This is a genomic window from Rhizobium alarense (assembly GCF_021555155.1).
Taxonomy (GTDB): Bacteria; Pseudomonadota; Alphaproteobacteria; order Rhizobiales; family Rhizobiaceae; genus Rhizobium_D; species Rhizobium_D alarense.
Genome location: NZ_JAKGBU010000038.1, coordinates 27,910 through 44,736, shown reverse-complemented (window position 1 = coordinate 44,736; position 16,827 = coordinate 27,910). Strand labels below are relative to the sequence as shown.

The following is a 16,827-nucleotide window of genomic DNA, read 5'->3' as shown; positions in this document are numbered from 1 at the left end:
GGCGAGCCTCGCGCGGCTCGGCACGGACCATCTCGACCTCTACCTGCTGCACTGGCGCGGCGGCCATCCGCTCGCCGAGACGGTGGAGGCCTTCGAGACGCTGAAGGCGAGCGGCAAGATCCGGGCCTGGGGCGTCTCGAATTTCGACCTGGAGGACATGAAGGAACTGCTGGGGATCGCCGAACCGGCGCGGCCGGCTGCGAACCAGGTTCTCTACAATCTCGGGCGCCGGGGGATCGAATACGACCTGCTGCGCTGGAGCCAGGTGCAGGGCATTCCCGTCATGGCCTATTCGCCGCTCGATGAAGGCAGGCTCCTCGGCCACCCGGCGCTGGAGGAGATCGGCCGCATCCATGGTGCCTCCGCGGCGCAGGTGGCGCTCGCCTTCCTCCTGACGAAGCCGGGCGTGATATCGATCCCGAAATCGGCGTCGATCGAGCGCGTCCGCGAAAACCACCGGGCGCGGGATGTCCTGCTGACCGCCGACGACATGGCGGTGCTCGACGCGGCCTTCCCGCCGCCGGACCGCAAGCGGCCGCTGGAAATGATCTGAGGCACGGCGCTGCCGTTCCCCGCCCCTCTCACATGCCCTGCGGACCGCGGTTCATGGCGGCGATGCCGGTGCGGCAGACCTCGATCAGGCCGAGCGGCTTCATGATGGCGATGAACTGGTCGATCTTCGACACCTTGCCGGTGATCTCGAAGACGAAGTGCTCGGTATTGGCGTCGATGACGGAAGCACGGAAGGCGTCCGCCAGCCTGAGCGCCTCGACCCGGTGGTCGCCGGTGCCCGACACCTTCACCAGCGCCAACTCGCGCTCCAGCGGCCTTTCGTGGCCGAGGTCCCGCGCCCGTACCGTGAGGTCGACGACCCGGTGGACGGGCACGATGCGCTCGAGCTGCGACTTGATCTGCTCGAGCACGTGCGGCGTGCCGCGCGTGACGATGGTGATGCGCGACAGATGCGCCAGATGCTCCGTCTCGGAAACCGTCAGGCTCTCGATATTGTAGCCGCGGCCTGAGAAGAGGCCGATGACGCGGGCAAGGACGCCCGGTTCGTTATCGACGAGAACGGAAAGCGTATGGCTTTCGGCACTCTCGGTTTCCTTGGCGATGAAGTAGGCGGAGCCGGTCGGCTGAAGATGGGCGTTCATTGGTGTTTCCTGTTCCTATCGCGCGAGGACGACGGTTGTTTCTGGAAAGATGCGACCCGCCCTTAAAGCGAGGTCTTCGTCAAACGTAAGAAAATCAAGATCGCGCGGCAGATGCGCGATATGCATTGAATCGGCGAAATCCATGCCGGCCGCATAGCCGTCGAGGGCACTCGCCAAAGCGTTTCCATCGACAGCCTCCACCCTGTCGAGTTGCAGCAATTCCCCGAAAAGCCGATGGATCGTCGCGACATCGTAACGAAAACGACTCCGCAGAACCCATTCGGTTTCCAGCAAGACCATCGGAGTCAGAACGAAAACGGTCTCGGCCAGGAGCCGCGCCGCCACCCGCCACTGGGCCGTATCGTCGCGCGTCAGCAGGCGGACGAGCACATTGGTATCAACGGCCGTTCTCTGCATCCCACTTCCGCTTCGCCTCCTGGTCGATGGCCTCACGAATGAGATCGTCGGTGATGTCCACCGGCAAGCTCAGGCGAGGCAGACCGTCGAGAAACTCCTCCACCGTCAGCTTGCGGCCGGCGGCGGGTTTTTCGACCGGCTTCAGCACGATCTCCTTGCCGCCGTCGATCACCTCGAACTCGGTGCCCTCGCCAAAGCCATGCGCATCGCGCACGGCCTTGGGCAAGACGATCTGCCCCTTGCTCGACATCCGGGTCTTGGCCATCGCTTCCTCCAAAGTAAGACGCGCGATCTTACCGCGTCTTGCGCCCTCTATCAAACGAGTTGGCGACCCTTGGCGTCGATGGCGTTGGCGACGGCCTCGTCGGTGGCCTCGTCGGGCAGCAGCATTTCGTTATGCGCCTTGCCGGACGGGATCATCGGGAAGCAGTTGGCGAGGTTCGCCACGCGGCAGTCGAAGATGACCGGGCGCTTGACGTCGATCATCTCCTGGATGGCGCCGTCCAGGTCGCCCGGCTTGTCGCAGGCGATGCCGACGCCGCCATAGGCTTCCGCCAGCTTGACGAAGTCGGGCATCGCTTCCGTGTAGGAGTTCGACAGGCGGTTGCCGTGCAGGAGTTGCTGCCACTGGCGCACCATGCCCATGTACTGGTTGTTCAGGATGAAGATCTTGACCGGCAGATTGTACTGGACGGCACAGCTCATTTCCTGGATGCACATCTGGATCGAGGCATCGCCGGCAATGTCGATGACCAGGCTGTCGCGGTGCGCAACCTGCACGCCGATCGCCGCCGGGAAACCGTAACCCATCGTGCCGAGGCCGCCCGAGGTCATCCAGCGGTTCGGCTGCTCGAAGCCGTAGAACTGCGCCGCCCACATCTGGTGCTGGCCGACTTCCGTCGTGATGTAAGTGTCGCGGTCCTTGGTCAGCTCGTAGAGGCGCTGGATCGCATATTGCGGCATGATGACGTCGTCGCTCGCCTTGTAAGCGAAGGAGTTTCGTGCACGCCACCTGGCAATCGACGTCCACCAGTCGGAGAGAACGGTCCTGTCGAAATCCTTGGACGCGGCCCGCCACTGGCGCACCATATCCTCCAGGACGGCGCCGACGTCGCCGAGGATCGGCACGTCGACGCGGACGTTCTTGTTGACGGAGGACGGGTCGATGTCGATATGGATCTTCTTCGAGTTCGGAGAAAACGCGTTCAGACGGCCGGTGATGCGGTCGTCGAAACGGGCGCCGATACAGACCATGACGTCGCAGTCGTGCATCGCCATGTTGGCCTCGTAGGAACCGTGCATGCCGAGCATGCCGAGCCAGTTCTTGCCGGACGCCGGATAGGCGCCGAGGCCCATCAGCGTCGAGGTGATCGGAAAGCCGGTGATCTCGACCAGCTCGCGCAGCAGGCGTGAGGCTTCCGGACCCGAGTTGACGACGCCGCCGCCGGAATAGATGACCGGCCGCCGGGCCGACTTCATCAGGTTCACGGCCGCCTCGATCTGGCGGGCGTCGCCCTGCAGCTTCGGCTGGTAGCTCTTCTGGACGGGCACGGCGGACGGCGGCGTATAGGTGCCGGTCGCAAACTGGACGTCCTTCGGGATATCGACGACGACCGGACCCGGACGGCCGGACTGCGCGACGCGGAAGGCCTCGTGGATGACGCGGGCGAGATCGTTGACGTCCTTGACCAGCCAGTTGTGCTTGGTGCAGGGCCGCGTTATGCCGACCGTGTCGCACTCCTGGAAAGCGTCCGAACCGATGAGAGAGGTTGGAACCTGACCGGTGAGGCAGACGAGCGGAATCGAATCCATCAGTGCGTCCTGCAACGGCGTGACGGCATTCGTGGCGCCCGGACCGGAGGTTACCAGCATGACGCCGACCTTGCCGGTCGAACGGGCGTAGCCCTCGGCCATGTGGCCGGCGCCCTGTTCGTGACGCACCAGGATGTGCTCGATGTCGTCCTGCTGGAAGATCTCGTCATAGATCGGCAGGACGGCGCCGCCCGGATAGCCGAAGATATGCTCGACGCCGTTGTCCCTCAGCGCCTGGATGACTATTTCCGCGCCCGTCATTTGGTTGTCCGTACCGCTCATCGGAGTGTTTCCGTCCGTTTCTTGAATTTGGCCATGTGATTATCGAATTCGAGGGCATAAAAAAAGGCCCCTGAAGGAGCCTGTTTGCCGCGCATGGGTGCTTTCGCCGGGTGGTTACACCACCCTGCCCATGCGCGCTCCCACCACGAGAATGTTTGCCGTCGAGATTTTCATGGGCTGGATTGTTAACGGCAATGCGCCAAGCCGTCAATCTCCTTTCTGGCGCGCCATTTCGGGACGAAAGGCGAGATTCGCCAACGGCATGCCCACCGAGGGTGCCCCGTTGCGAAACGACTTGTTAAGCCGGTCGGGCTAAGGTCTGCCGTTGATGGCAAGGAGTGCCTGCGTTTGCTCAACAATGATCTTCAATCCTCGATCGTCGCCGGAGAGCAGGATCGACGCGACGGCGTCGCCCCGGGGAACCGCCTGCTCGGCCGCATCGTCGCGTGCAACGGATCGCGTGCGACGATCAGCGCCGTCGCGGACGGCGGCCAGACATCGCTGACGGAACTCTGGTCGGTCGGGCGGCTGATTTCGATCTCCGTGGGGGAAAATCGAGTCGTCGCGCTGGTCTACTCCATGTCCACCGACCACCAGAGCTGGGCGGAAAACCAGGACACCGTCTTCCGCATCGACGTCGAGCTTCTGGGCGAGGTCCGTGTCGGGATCGACGGCCGCGAGGAATTCTCCGCCGGTATCACGCGCTACCCCTATCTCGGCGCCGTCGCCCACCGGATCCGCGCCAGCGATCTCGCCAGGGTCTATGACACGGGCAAGATGGACGTCTGCACCATCGGCAAACTGACGCAGGACGAGAGCCTCGACGCGACCATCCACGTCCCATCGATGCTCGAGAAGCATTTTGCGATCGTCGGAACGACCGGCGTCGGCAAGTCGACGGCCGTCACGCTGCTCCTGCACAAGGCGATCCAGTCGAACCCCAAGCTGCGTGTGCTGATCCTCGACCCGCACAACGAATTCGCCGCCGCCTTCCCCGACCACGCGGTGGTCATCGATACGGATACGCTCGACCTCCCCTTCTGGCTGTTCCGGCTGGAGGAATTCGCGGAGGTCGTCTTCCGGGGCCGGCCGCCGGTGCCCGAGGAGATGGACATCCTGCGCGACCTCATTCCCGAGGCGAAGAAGGCGTTCCGCGGCGCGAACGAGTCGGGCCTGATGCGCCGGACCACGGAGAAGAGCTCGATCACCGCCGACACGCCGGTGCCCTTCCGCGTCGCCGACCTGATGGCGCTGCTCGACGAGCGCATCGGCCGCCTCGAAGGCCGGGCCGAGAAGCCGCACCTGCGCTCGCTCAAGGTCAAGATCATGTCGGCGATCAACGACCCGCGCTATCATTTCATGTTCTCGTCGAACACGATCACCGACACGATCCTCGACACGATCGCACGCGTTTTCCGCATTCCGGGCGACGGTAAGCCGGTGACGACATTCCAGCTTGCCGGCATTCCGTCGGAAGTGGTCAATTCGGTCGCCTCCGTGCTCTGCCGGATGGCCTTCGAGATCGGGCTCTGGAGCAACGGTGGCGTGCACATGCTGGTCGTCTGCGAGGAGGCGCACCGCTACGTGCCCGCCGATCCCCGGCTCGGCTTCGTGCCGACCCGCCAGGCGATCGCCCGCATCGCCAAGGAAGGCCGCAAATACGGCGTGTCGCTCGGCATCATCACCCAGCGTCCCGGTGAACTCGACCCGACGATCCTCTCCCAGTGCTCGACGGTCTTCGCGATGCGGCTGGCCAACGATCACGACCAGGAGATCATCCGCTCGGCCATCCCCAACTCGTCCTCGTCGACCACGAGCTTCATCTCCTCGATCGGCAACGGCGAGGCGATCGCCTTCGGCGAGGCCGTGGCGGTGCCGATGCGCATGCGCTTCACGCGCGTCGAGCAGGATCGCCTGCCGAAGGCGAACGGCACCGGCGTCAAGCAGACCGAGGGCACCCAGGACAGCGTCGACCTGCGCACGATCGTTTCGCGCATGCGCGCCGTCGCCGGCCCCGACATCTCCGCCTTCCAGAACGCCTATTCCGCCTCGCAGTCCCTGACCGCCCGCACCGGCTTCGAGGATGCGCCCTATGAGGACGAGGAGGACTACGAGGATCCGCCGGCACAGCCGCAGGGTCACGGAACGTCGCCCCATCCGGGACCTCCGCCGCCGGCCGGAGTGGAACCCTACAGACCCGACATGCTGCCGGGCGTCGGTCCGCCGGGCCATGCCGCGACACAGGGCAACTCCGTGCAGGAACGCTTCGAAGCGCTGCGTCGCGAACTCAATGCCGAACCGGCAGCAGCGCGGACGGGTGCCGATCCGACGCGGCCCGCGGCGCGCCCCGCCTTCGGCGAAACGGCGGGAGAGCCGCGGCGCGAAGGGTCGATCCGCGACCAGCTCCTGCGCAAACCGCTGAGCAGCCTGATCAGGAAATAGAACCGATTTCCTCCGGCGAGCCGACGCGTCGCCAGCTTTCGTCCATCTGGTTGCGAAACCATGTCATCTGCCGCTTGGCATATTGCCGCGTCGCCGCGACACCGCGCAGGACGAGCTCTTCCCGGCTGATCGTGCCGTTCAGATAGTCGGCGATCTGCGGCACGCCGATCGCCTTCATCACCGGCATGTCCGGCGGCAGGCCGAGGGCGAGCAGCGCCTCGACCTCGCCGACCGCCGCCCCGTCCAGCATGGCTCCGAAGCGAAGCGCTATGCGCTCGTGCAATACCGCACGCTCCGGCAGCACGACGAGCTTCATCGACCGTCCGGGCGCCACGAGCGCGGGGACGGTGTGTCGCTGATAGGCGGCGATCGACCGGCCCGTTGCGGCGATGACCTCGAGCGCACGCAGGATGCGCTGCCCGTCACCGGGCATCAACCGGGCCGCCGTGTCACTGTCGCGGGCGGCGAGCTCCGCATGAAGCCGCTCGGCGCCCTCTTCCGCGAGCCGCGCCCGCAGAGCCTCGCGAATTTCCGTCGGGATCTGCGGCATGTCCGACAGGCCGCCCGTCAAAGCCTTGAAATAGAGACCGGTTCCGCCGACGAAGACCGGCAGCCGCCCCGCGGCGCGCAGCCGTGGCAGCAGCGTCGCGACATCCCGCAGCCATGCGCCGGTCGAATAGAGCCGCGCGGCCGGAACATGGCCGTAGAGCAGATGCTCGACGCCGCCCATCTCGGCCGGCTGCGGCCGGGCGGTCAGCACGTTCAGCGTGTCATAGACCTGCATGCTGTCGGCATTGACGACCACGCCGCCGCGCGCGCGCGCCAGCCGTGCGGCGAGCGCGGACTTGCCGCTGGCGGTCGGCCCGGTTATCAGGATCGCGTCGCAGTTTTGATCAAGGTCCGTCATCATGGCTTTCGTTGCCACGCTTATCGCCGCTCCGTCAAATCCGGCTCTCGTGCCGGCCATCGCGGAGGGTGCTGCGGACAAGGTGAACGCCTCCGGCCTCTATTGGCTTGCGGACGGCATCGCCTGCGACATCGTGCTGCGCGACGGCGCCGATCTCGAGGCGGCGCGCGCCGCCATCCTTGCGGCCATCGGCAGCGCGCCGATCGACCTGGTGGTCCAGGATGCCGATACCCGACGCAAGAAGCTGCTGATCGCCGACATGGATTCGACGATGATCGGCCAGGAATGCATCGACGAACTGGCGGCCGAGGTGGGCCTCAAGGAAAAGGTCTCGGCGATCACCGCCCGTGCGATGAACGGCGAGATCGCCTTCGAACCGGCGCTGCGCGAACGCGTCGCCCTTCTCGAGGGTCTGCCGGTCTCGGTTGTCGACGAGGTGATCGCGAAGCGCATCACGCTCACCCCCGGAGGGCCGGAACTGATCGCGACGATGAAGGCGAAGGGGCATTACACCGCGCTCGTCTCCGGCGGCTTCACGGTGTTCACGCGCCCGATCGCGGCAACGCTCGGCTTCGACGAGAACCGCGCCAACGTGCTTCTCGAGGAAAACGGCCGCCTGACGGGCCGGGTGGCCGAACCGATCCTCGGCAAGCAGGCGAAGGTCGACGCGCTCAACGACATCGCTGCAAGGCTCGGCATCGCACCGGAAGAAGCGATGGCCGTCGGCGACGGCGCCAACGATCTCGGCATGCTGCACCTGTCCGGTTCCGGCGTCGCGCTGCATGCAAAGCCGGCGGTCGCCGCCGAAGCGAAGATGCGCATCGACCACGGCAACCTCACGGCCCTGCTCTATATCCAGGGCTACCGCAAGACGGACTTCGTGATCCCATGACCGCGGGCGATGGCCGCATCGTCGTCCGCACGGAACGGCTGCTGCTGCGCAACTGGCAGGAAGGCGATCGCGACCTGTTCTTCGAGATCAATGCCGATCCCGAGGTGATGGCCTTCTTCCCGTTCCGGCGCAGCCGGGCGGAGGCAGACGCCCTGTTCGACCGGCTCCGCGCCACGATCGGCTCGACCGGGCTTGGCTTCTTCGCGCTGGCCTCGGCCGAGACCGATGAGCCCTTCGGCTTCTGCGGCCTCGCCCGCACCGACCTCGCGCCCGTGCTGCCGGACGGTACCGTCGAGATCGGGTGGCGGCTCGCACGCCGGCACTGGGGCAAGGGCTACGTGAGCGAGGCGGCGGCGGCCCTCGTCGATCTCGGCTTCGAGCGACACAAACTCCCGGAGATCGTCTCCTTCGCCGTCGCGGCCAACCACCGCTCGACGGCGGTGATGCGGCGGATCGGCATGGAACCGGACCCGGCTCGCGACTTCGAGCATCCGCGCGTGCCGGAAACACATCCGCATCTCAAGCGGCACGTGCTCTACGCCATTCCCCGCAACCGCTGGAACATGCGCAACTCACAGCCCGCTTCAGGAACCTGAATCGGTTCGCGAGCGCCGGATTGCAACGGGCTGAAATGACTCGCGTTTGCGCAAACCGCTGCCGACGGTCATTCCATGCGAAGGGTGACGAACCGCAGCGCCCCGGTCTTGTCGGCGATCATCATCAGCGCGTTGCGCCGGTCCTCGGACCTCAGCTTGGCGATGCGCGTGGTGACGTCGTCCGGCGTCGCGACGGCCTCCTGGCCAATCTCGACGATGACGTCGCCGGCCGCGATGCGCCGCTCGGCCGCGGCCGATTCCGGCTGCACCTCGGTGACGACCACGCCGCTCACGCCTTCGGCGATCCCGAAGCTCTTGCGGGTCTCCTCGTCGAGCGCGGCAAGCGACATGCCGAGCACGGCCACGGCCTTCGGCTCATCGGTCGGCGTCGCGCCGTTCGGATCGGCGGTCTCCGGCTCGGTCGATTCTGCCTGCGCCAGCTTCTCGCCGTCCTCGAGCCGGCCGAGCGTCACCTTGACCGTCTGCTCCTTGCCGTCGCGGATGACGACCACGTCGACGGCCTTGCCGACGGGGCTTTCGGCGACCACGCGCGGCAGGTCGCGCATCTCGGTCACGTCCTTGCCGTCGAAGCGGATGATGACGTCGCCCGTCTTGATGACGCCGTTGTCGACCGGACCGCCCTCGATCACGCCCGCAACCAGCGCGCCCTTCGCCTTGTCCATGCCGAGGCTTTCGGCAATGTCGTCGGTGACCGGCTGGATGCGCACGCCAAGCCAGCCACGCCGGGTCTCGCCGAATTCCTTGAGCTGCATGACGACATTCTCGGCGAGCTCCGTCGGCACCGAGAAACCGATGCCGATCGAGCCGCCGGACGGCGAGATGATGGCCGTGTTGATGCCGATCACCTCGCCCTGCATGTTGAACAGCGGGCCGCCCGAATTGCCCCGGTTGATCGCCGCGTCCGTCTGGATGAAGTTGTCATAGGGGCCGGCGTTGATGTTGCGTCCGCGCGCGGAAATGATGCCGACGGTCACCGATCCGCCGAGGCCGAACGGGTTGCCGATCGCCATCACCCAGTCGCCGATCCGCATCCTGCGGGAATCGCCGAAGGGCACGGCGATCAGCGGAGAGGCCGGCTCGACCTTGAGCAGCGCCAGGTCGGTCTTCGGATCGGTGCCGATCAGTTTCGCCTTCAGCTTCGAGCCGTTGGCGAAATTGACCTCGATGTCGTCCGCCCCTTCGATGACGTGGTTGTTCGTCACGATGAAGCCGGTCGGATCGATGACGAAGCCGGAGCCGAGCGAGTTGACGGTACGCGGGCCTGCACCTTCGCCGCCCTCGCCCTTGAAGAACTCGTCGAAGAAGTCCTGGAACGGCGATCCTTCCGGGATCTGCGGCATGGGCGCGCGATCTTCGGATTTCGTGTTCTGCGATGTCGAGATGTTGACGACGGCGTCGAGCAGGCCCTCGGCCAGGTCGGCGACGGATTCCGGGCCGTGCTGCGTCTGGTGGCCGGCCTCGACCCGGGGCTGGGCCTGCTGCGCCACCGCGGGATCCGGCAGCACGAGCGCGGCTGCCAGAAACACGGAAAGTCCCGTCGCCGCCGTTGCGCGGAGATAGGTCGAATGTCTGTCAAATGCCATCGTCGGCGCCCTCTGTCGTCAGTTGTCGCCGGACTCTATCACCGGCGCATGCGGCGTATTTAGGGATTTTGCCCCCGTGTCCCACAATTCACAAAGAGTTGCGCATGCAATCAGCGTCGGATGCGATGACCGGCACGCGCAAGGGCCGCAACGGCCGCATCCAGGTCGGTTTCATCGACCAGCACGTGGTCGGAGCTGAAGGTCGAGACGGCGAAAATGCCGATCCCGGCGTCGGCAAGCGGCCGTAGCACCGATTCGAGAATGCCGGGCTGGTCGAAATCGAAGACCTCGGCGATCCGGAAGGCTCGCCAGGTCTTCCCGGACATCAGGTCGGCGGGGACGCGCTCGCGCGGGCACACGACCGTCGTCTCGATCTCGTCGCGGGACACGGCCCAGAAGCCCGGCCCGGCAAGCCAGCCCGGCAGACGGTCCTCGCCGTTCCAGCGCAGCACCGCATGGACATTCCGGTCGAGCACGAGCGTCAGCACGACCTACCCCGCTCCGCGGATCAGCCAGACGAGGCCGACACCGAGCACGACCGCGATGAGACCACCCGTCCTGAGCTGCCCCTCGCTCATCGCCGGCAAGCTTTCCGCCATGCGCTTCACGAACAAAGGGGCCAGTGCGTACACCAGCCCCTCGATGATCAGGAAGAACGCGATTCCCGTAAGGAAATCGGACATCAGTTGCCCGTTGCCGGCGTTTCACCCGCCGCCGCCCCGTTGCCGCGCGTCGCAGCGCTGCCGGTCGAAGGCGTCGCGCCGTCGGAGTTCTCGAAGTAGCGGAAGAACTCGGACGTCGGAGAGATCACCAGCGTGGTATCGGATGACCCCATTGACTGCGAGTAGGCCGCCATCGACCGGTAGAAGTCGAAGAAGGCGGGATCGCGCGTGAAGGCCTCGCCGAAGATGCGGTTGCGATCGGCATCGCCCTGGCCGCGCAGGATTTCCGAATCGCGCCGCGCCGCGGCGACGATCTCGACCACCTGGCGGTCGGCGATGGCCCTCCGCCGCTGGCCTTCCTCGTTGCCGCGCGCCCGGATGAGCTCGGCCTCGGCGAGACGCTCGGCCTTCATGCGGTCGAAGGTCTGCTGCGAGACCTCCTGCGTCAGGTCGGTGCGGCGGATGCGCACGTCGGAGATCGTCAGGCCGAGGTTTTCAGCGTCGCCCGCCAGTTCGCCGCGGACCTCGCGCATCATGGAGGCGCGTTCCTCGGAAAGCGCCGATTCGAAGCCGCGCAGACCGTAGACGCGGCGCAGGGCTGCATCGAGACGGGTGCGCAGCCGCGCTTCCGCCGATTCGCGGTCACCCGAGACCGTCTCGCGGAAGCGCCGCGCGTCGGTGATCTTGTAGACCACGAAGGCGTCCACCTCGTAGAACTTGCCGCCGGAGACCTGGACGCGAATGTTGTCGAGGTCGAAACGCAGCGCCTGGTCCTGGATGTACTGGACGCGGTCGGCGTCCATGAAGGCGAAGGGCAGCTTGAAATAGATGCCCGGTTCGTTCTTCACGTCCTGGATCTGGCCGAAGCGCACGACGATCGCCTGCTGGCGCTCGTTGACGACGAAGACGGACGAATAGGCGATGAAGAGAATGACCGCGATGCCGATCAGGAGTGCGGGAAGCCGGTTGTTCATTGTTGTGTCCCCCCAACCTGCTGCTGCGTCTGCGTGGTCGTCCGTCCGAGTTCGTTGAGCGGCAGGAACGGCACGACGCCCTGGCCGGATTGCCCCTGGTCGATGATGACCTTCTTGGAGTTCCGCAGCACCTCTTCCATCGTCTCGAGGAACAGCCGCTTGCGGGTGACGTCCGGCGCCACGGCATATTGGTCGTAGATCGAGATGAAGCGCTGCGCCTCGCCTTCGGCCTCCTGGACGACGCGGTTCTGGTAGGCGGCCGCCTCTTCGCGGATCTGCGCCGCCTGGCCGCGCGCCTGGCCGAGCTTCTGGTTGGCGTACTGGTTCGCTTCCTCGACGAAGCGGTCCTCGTCCTGCTCGGCGCGCTGCACCTCGTCGAAGGCGTCGGCGACCTCGCGCGGCGGCGCCGCGTCCTCGATCGCCACCGTGTTGACGGAGATACCGGAGCCGTAGGAATCCATCGTGCTCTGGATCGTCGTCTTGACGCTTTCGGCGATCGCCTGGCGGTTGTCGCGGAAGATGTCCTGGGCGGGGCGCCGGCCGACGACTTCGCGCATGGCGCTTTCGGAGACCTGCTGCAGGGTCGATGCCGGATTTTCCAGATTGAAGAGATAGGCCTTGGGATCGGTGACCGAATAGAGCACCGAGAACTGGACGTTCACGATGTTCTGGTCTCCCGACAGCATCAGACCGCTGTCGTCGGAGTTCACCGTCGCCGCGCGGCGGCCGATGTTCTGCTGCTGCTCGGTGATCTTGACCAGCTCGACCGTTTCAAACGGCCAGAAATGGAAGTGCAGGCCGGGCATGGAGATCTCGTCCTTCGGCTTGCCGAAACGCAGCTCGACGCCGCGCTCGTCCGGCTGGACGGTGTAGATCGAGTTCATCAGCCAGAAGACGCCGACGAGCAGCAGCGCGATGACGACGATGCCGCCGTTGAAGCCGCCGGGCACCACGTTCTTCAGCTGGTCCTGGCCGCGCCGGATGATCTCCTCCAGATCGGGCGGCCCGCCGCTTCCGCTGCCGCCGCCGCGCGGGCGGTTCGGTCCCTGCCCCCACGGCCCCTGATTCTTGCCGCCGCCGCCCCAAGGGCCGCCGCCGCCGTTCTGATTGCTCCAGGGCATCAAATCCTCTTTCTCTGAAATCTCCCGTCGTCACATGCGGTCGGTGTTCGACCGTCACATGAAGTGATCCCGTTATAGGTATCACCCTTCGGGCTTTCAACGGACACGCGCGAAGTTGATCGCGAATGCGTCAAAATAGTTAGCAGCCGGATGGAAGTGCTGGTTGAGAAGAGGTTTTCCGCCGGCGAAACGTCGAAAAGCGCATGGCGTGACTGTCCTTTTCACCCTGCGGTATCGGTTCTTCAAAGACCTTCTCGAAGATGGCGGGATCGATCGGCGGAAACCGCGTATCACCGTCGACCTCCGCGGCGACCTCGGTGACATGCAGCACGTCGGCCATATCGAAGGTCTGACGGTAGATTTCGCCGCCGCCGATAATGCAGACCTCATCGACTCCAAGCGCCTCGGCCGCGCGCCGCGCTTCCGCAATGCCGGCCGCGACGTCGCGGGCAACCGTGACGCCTTCCGCCGAAAAGACCGGGTCGCGGGTCACCACGATATTCGGGCGGCCCGGAAGCGGCCTGCCGATCGAGGCGAAGGTCTTGCGGCCCATGACGACCGGCTTGCCGATCGTCAGTTGCTTGAAGCGCTTGAGGTCCGACGGAAGCCGCCACGGCAGGTCGCCGTCCCGGCCGATGACGCCGTTGCGGGCGACCGCGACGACGATGACGATTTCAGGTTCGCGCATTCATTGTCCTTCCGGCCTGTCCTTCGCCTGCGCCCGCTGCAACGCGGGGCGCGCCGCCATCCTGGCCACGTGCGCATCGATCGCCGCGCTCGGCGGAAGCAGGTCGCGCATCCACATCAGCGAACTTGCGACGATGATATCGACGGACGAGACGCGGTCGCCCAGCACATAGGGCTGCGCTTCAAGTGTCGTGATCACGCGCTCGCACATCGCGGCGTGAAGCCGCGCCAGATCCGGATTGCCGGCGGTCGAGCCGGTCATGTGGGCGATCTGCATCGGCTCGATCACGCCGGCATAGTAGGCGAGCCAGGAGAGATAGTCGCCGCGCTGCGGATCGCCCATCGGACGCCCCATCTCCGACCGGGGAAAGAGGTCGGTCAGGTACTGTGCAACGGCAACGGACTCCGTGACGAGGCGCCCGTCGTGCAGCAGCGCCGGCACCTGGCCGTGCGGATGCGGGTTGTCCGGATCGACGCCGCCGGAGCCGTCGCGCCGGCGGATCGTCACATAGCGGATGTCGTAGTCCGCCACGAGCTCCTCCAGCAGCCAGAGCATGCGGAACGAACGCGAAAGGGGTGCATGAACGAGCGTCAGCATCGGATTCTCCTCCATCGGATGCGGTCGAGCGCCGGGGGACCGGCCCTATACGGCGATCGGCGCCTTGATGGATGAGTCCGCCTCGTAGCCGATCAGCTCGAAATCCTCGTAGCGGAACGAAAACAGGTCCTTCACCGCCGGATTGAGCTTCATGAAGGGCAAGGGCTTCGGCTTGCGGGCCCGCTGCTCGGCGGCCTGGTCGAAATGGTTGTGGTAGATATGCGCGTCGCCGAGCGTGTGCACGAAATCGCCGGGCCTCAGGTCGCAGACCTGCGCCACCATCATCGTCAGCAGCGCGTAGGAGGCGATGTTGAAGGGCACGCCGAGGAAGATGTCGGCGGAGCGCTGGTAGAGCTGGCAGGAGAGCCTGCCGTCGGACACATAGAACTGGAACAGGCAGTGGCAAGGCGGCAGCGCCATCTCGTCGACGAGCCCCGGATTCCAGGCCGACACGATGTGCCGGCGCGAATGGGGATTGCGGCGGATGCCCTCGACGAGGGCGGCGATCTGGTCGAGGTGACGCCCGTCATGGGTCGGCCAGGAGCGCCACTGGTAGCCGTAGACCGGGCCGAGCTCGCCATTCGCGTCGGCCCACTCGTCCCAGATGGTCACGCCGTTCTCGTGCAGATAGGCGACGTTCGTGTCGCCCTTCAGGAACCACAGCAACTCGTGGATGATCGAGCGCAGATGCAGCTTCTTCGTCGTCAGCACCGGGAAGCCCTCTTCCAGGTTGAAGCGCATCTGGTGGCCGAAGACGGAACGCGTGCCGGTTCCCGTCCGGTCCGACCTGTCGGAGCCGTGTTCCATCACATGGGCGAGGAGATCGAGATACTGCTGCATGGGTCGGTCCGCCGATTCGAGATCGCCCCCAGTCTAGTGCGTCCGCCGCTCCCCTCCAATGGGCCGGATTGTTTTTCCCTTGCACCCCCAGCCACGACGCCCGGGAATTCGTCACAAAGCCCTTTTCTTGGGCAGCGGAAGCTCCTATATGTCTTCTGCTGTCTTCGGGCAGCTATGGCAATAAACGGGCGGTGTAATAAACCCATTGGACCCGGGGGCGGTACCCGGCGCCTCCACCAAAAACCGGTCTTCCGGACCGGCTTTTGATGGGGGCGAAATAGGATCGACAAGGGCGTAAAGATCGACTTTTTGCTCGGCATTGTACCACCGTTATCGGGCTAAACTTATAGTTGCAAACGACAACTATGCTGAAGCACGTCTCGCTGCTTAACCGCAGTGCGACACTTCAAATCAAGTCCTTGCGGGTAGCACTGTAAGGCGGGGTCCGAAGGCACCTGGCAACAGAAGCCTTCACCTTCTCCCCTTTGCCGAAATCGGCTATAGCTTTGTCGATATGACTCGTGCAGTCCCCGGGGACGCGCGGGAACGGGGAAATCGGCCGAAGGGCCGCTGTGCTTGACGTCGCCGCCGTCTTTCGGCAAAGCGCCCGGCACAGACGAGAAGAAAGAAAGTCCTAGATGGCGCAAGACCACATCCGCTACGACATTCTGGCCCAGGACGCGCTGCGCAGCGTCATCCGCAAGGTGCTCTCCGAAGTCGCGGCAACGGGCCACCTGCCCGGCGACCATCACTTTTTCATCACGTTCCTGACCGGTGCGCCCGGCGTGCGCATCTCGCAGCACCTGAAGGCCAAATATCCGGAGCAGATGACCATTGTCATCCAGCACCAGTTCTGGGACCTGAAGATCACCGAGAGCCTGTTCGAGATCGGCCTTTCCTTCTCCGACACGCCCGAAAAGCTGGTCATCCCCTTCAACGCCATCCGCGGCTTCTACGATCCCTCGGTGAGCTTCGAGCTGGAATTCGACGTGGCGGTGAACGAAGAGGAAGAGGCCCCCTCCGCCGAGATCACCGCCTACCCGGCACCGGTCGAGAAGACCGAGGACGCAGGCGAGGAAAAATCCACAGCAACCGACGACGACGGCGGCAAGCCCGGCGGCGGCTCGGTGGTATCGCTCGATTCCTTCCGCAAGAAGAATTAGGAGCGAAAGCCGCGCCATGACCGATGTCGTCAACCTCCGCCAGTTCCGAAAGCGCAAGGCGCGCGGCGAGCGCGAGAAGGCGGCCGAGCAGAACCGCGTCTCCTTCGGCCGCACGAAAGCCGAGAAGACCCTGACCGAGGCACGCAACGACCTGGCCCGCAAGACGCTCGACCAGGGCCGCATCGAGCGGACGGACGAGACGGAGTGACCTCGCCCCGCATCGACGGCAGGCGCGTCCTCTCAACCGCCTGGCGCCATCGGCTGAATCGCTTTGCAAACGACGGCCCCACGCGGCGCGGCATGCCCCGATGATCCGCCCCCGATGATCCGCAAGCATTCCGTCACGCTGCACGGCCACCGCACCAGCTTCTCGCTGGAGGATGATTTCTGGGAGGAGCTGAAGGCGATCGCCGCGCGGCGGAAAATGGCACTCGCCGCGCTGCTGAGCGAGATCGACGACGGGCGCGGCGACGGCAGCAACCTTTCGTCCGCGCTGCGGGTCTATGTGCTGCGCGCCGTCAGGCAGGCGGACGGCGACACGGACGCCGCGCGCTGACGCGCGGCCCTCTCCCGTCAGTTCACGCCGGGCAGAATGTCGAAATTGAGATTCAGGCCGTCCGAAACGGGCGGCAGTTCCTCGCGCGCCGCGCCGTCGTCACGCCCGGCTTCGCCGGCC

Annotated in this window: 20 protein-coding genes and 1 other RNA gene; 8 read left to right on the top strand and 13 right to left on the bottom strand. The window is 65.4% G+C overall.

Annotated elements, in window-relative coordinates; translation table 11 throughout:
• Positions 1-553, top strand: a 553-nt coding sequence (locus tag LXM94_RS13555) for an aldo/keto reductase (RefSeq protein ID WP_235772000.1), incomplete at its 5' end; no start/stop codon positions are given.
• 28 nt (positions 554-581) lie between these two features.
• Here LXM94_RS13555 and ilvN read toward each other — a convergent pair.
• Genes ilvN through LXM94_RS13535 form a run of 4 tightly spaced genes read right to left on the bottom strand, consistent with a single transcriptional unit; the run spans position 582 to position 3,665 of the window.
• Positions 582-1,154: an acetolactate synthase small subunit gene (gene ilvN, locus LXM94_RS13550; RefSeq protein ID WP_235771999.1), complete on the bottom strand. Its 573-nt coding sequence runs from the start codon at positions 1,152-1,154 to the stop codon at positions 582-584.
• Positions 1,155-1,169: 15 nt separating this feature from the next.
• Positions 1,170-1,571, bottom strand: coding sequence for a type II toxin-antitoxin system VapC family toxin (locus tag LXM94_RS13545; RefSeq protein ID WP_235771998.1), 402 nt, complete (start codon positions 1,569-1,571; stop codon positions 1,170-1,172).
• Positions 1,552-1,836 (bottom strand): AbrB/MazE/SpoVT family DNA-binding domain-containing protein, encoded by a 285-nt coding sequence (locus LXM94_RS13540; protein WP_235771997.1) that lies wholly within the window; start codon positions 1,834-1,836, stop codon positions 1,552-1,554. Before LXM94_RS13540 ends, LXM94_RS13545 begins: the two co-directional genes overlap by 20 nt.
• Positions 1,837-1,886: 50 nt before the next feature.
• On the bottom strand, positions 1,887-3,665 hold the full coding sequence (locus tag LXM94_RS13535; protein WP_235771996.1) for an acetolactate synthase 3 large subunit: 1,779 nt from the start codon (positions 3,663-3,665) through the stop codon (positions 1,887-1,889).
• A 348-nt stretch (positions 3,666-4,013) separates the two neighbouring features.
• On the opposite strand from LXM94_RS13535, the gene LXM94_RS13530 reads away from it, so the two are divergent.
• Complete coding sequence (locus tag LXM94_RS13530) at positions 4,014-6,107, top strand: ATP-binding protein (RefSeq protein ID WP_235771995.1); 2,094 nt, start codon at positions 4,014-4,016, stop codon at positions 6,105-6,107.
• On the opposite strand, the gene miaA is transcribed toward LXM94_RS13530, so the two are convergent.
• On the bottom strand, positions 6,097-7,017 hold the full coding sequence (gene miaA, locus LXM94_RS13525) for a tRNA (adenosine(37)-N6)-dimethylallyltransferase MiaA (protein ID WP_235772001.1): 921 nt from the start codon (positions 7,015-7,017) through the stop codon (positions 6,097-6,099). The genes LXM94_RS13530 and miaA overlap by 11 nt on opposite strands.
• Here miaA and serB point away from each other — a divergent pair.
• Complete coding sequence (gene serB, locus LXM94_RS13520; protein WP_235771994.1) at positions 7,016-7,906, top strand: phosphoserine phosphatase SerB; 891 nt, start codon at positions 7,016-7,018, stop codon at positions 7,904-7,906. The two genes, miaA and serB, sit on opposite strands and share 2 nt — an antisense overlap.
• Positions 7,903-8,502 carry a GNAT family N-acetyltransferase gene (locus LXM94_RS13515; RefSeq protein ID WP_235771993.1) on the top strand — a complete coding sequence of 200 codons (600 nt, stop codon included), beginning with the start codon at positions 7,903-7,905 and terminating at the stop codon, positions 8,500-8,502. Before serB ends, LXM94_RS13515 begins: the two co-directional genes overlap by 4 nt.
• 68 nt (positions 8,503-8,570) lie before the next feature.
• On the opposite strand, the gene LXM94_RS13510 is transcribed toward LXM94_RS13515, so the two are convergent.
• From LXM94_RS13510 to LXM94_RS13475, 8 genes are all read right to left on the bottom strand, one after another.
• Positions 8,571-10,106 (bottom strand): DegQ family serine endoprotease, encoded by a 1,536-nt coding sequence (locus LXM94_RS13510; protein WP_235771992.1) that lies wholly within the window; start codon positions 10,104-10,106, stop codon positions 8,571-8,573.
• A gap of 110 nt (positions 10,107-10,216) precedes the next feature.
• Positions 10,217-10,594 (bottom strand): ACT domain-containing protein, encoded by a 378-nt coding sequence (locus LXM94_RS13505; protein WP_235771991.1) that lies wholly within the window; start codon positions 10,592-10,594, stop codon positions 10,217-10,219.
• 3 nt (positions 10,595-10,597) lie between these two features.
• The gene (locus tag LXM94_RS13500) at positions 10,598-10,789 is read right to left on the bottom strand and encodes a DUF2065 domain-containing protein (protein WP_235771990.1); all 192 of its coding nucleotides are present in this window, start codon (positions 10,787-10,789) and stop codon (positions 10,598-10,600) included.
• Positions 10,789-11,742 (bottom strand): protease modulator HflC, encoded by a 954-nt coding sequence (gene hflC, locus LXM94_RS13495; RefSeq protein ID WP_235771989.1) that lies wholly within the window; start codon positions 11,740-11,742, stop codon positions 10,789-10,791. Before hflC ends, LXM94_RS13500 begins: the two co-directional genes overlap by 1 nt.
• Positions 11,739-12,863, bottom strand: a complete 1,125-nt coding sequence (gene hflK / locus LXM94_RS13490) for an FtsH protease activity modulator HflK (protein WP_235771988.1) — start codon at positions 12,861-12,863, stop codon at positions 11,739-11,741. The genes hflC and hflK overlap by 4 nt, the downstream gene beginning before the upstream one ends.
• A gap of 139 nt (positions 12,864-13,002) precedes the next feature.
• A complete protein-coding gene (locus LXM94_RS13485) occupies positions 13,003-13,551 on the bottom strand; it encodes a dihydrofolate reductase (RefSeq protein ID WP_235771987.1) in 549 nt (182 codons plus the stop codon).
• A complete protein-coding gene (locus tag LXM94_RS13480) occupies positions 13,552-14,148 on the bottom strand; it encodes a glutathione S-transferase family protein (RefSeq protein ID WP_235771986.1) in 597 nt (198 codons plus the stop codon).
• A gap of 45 nt (positions 14,149-14,193) precedes the next feature.
• Positions 14,194-14,988, bottom strand: coding sequence for a thymidylate synthase (locus tag LXM94_RS13475; RefSeq protein ID WP_235771985.1), 795 nt, complete (start codon positions 14,986-14,988; stop codon positions 14,194-14,196).
• Between the two features lie 118 nt (positions 14,989-15,106).
• On the opposite strand from LXM94_RS13475, the gene ssrA reads away from it, so the two are divergent.
• The 4 genes from ssrA (at position 15,107) to LXM94_RS13455 (ending at position 16,707) form a co-directional block, all read left to right on the top strand.
• Positions 15,107-15,464: a transfer-messenger RNA gene (gene ssrA, locus LXM94_RS13470) on the top strand.
• Between the two features lie 162 nt (positions 15,465-15,626).
• Positions 15,627-16,151, top strand: a complete 525-nt coding sequence (locus LXM94_RS13465) for an SspB family protein (RefSeq protein WP_235771984.1) — start codon at positions 15,627-15,629, stop codon at positions 16,149-16,151.
• Between the two features lie 16 nt (positions 16,152-16,167).
• On the top strand, positions 16,168-16,359 hold the full coding sequence (locus LXM94_RS13460; protein ID WP_235771983.1) for a DUF4169 family protein: 192 nt from the start codon (positions 16,168-16,170) through the stop codon (positions 16,357-16,359).
• Between the two features lie 114 nt (positions 16,360-16,473).
• Positions 16,474-16,707, top strand: coding sequence for a ribbon-helix-helix domain-containing protein (locus LXM94_RS13455; protein ID WP_235771982.1), 234 nt, complete (start codon positions 16,474-16,476; stop codon positions 16,705-16,707).
• Positions 16,708-16,827 lie beyond the last annotated feature (120 nt).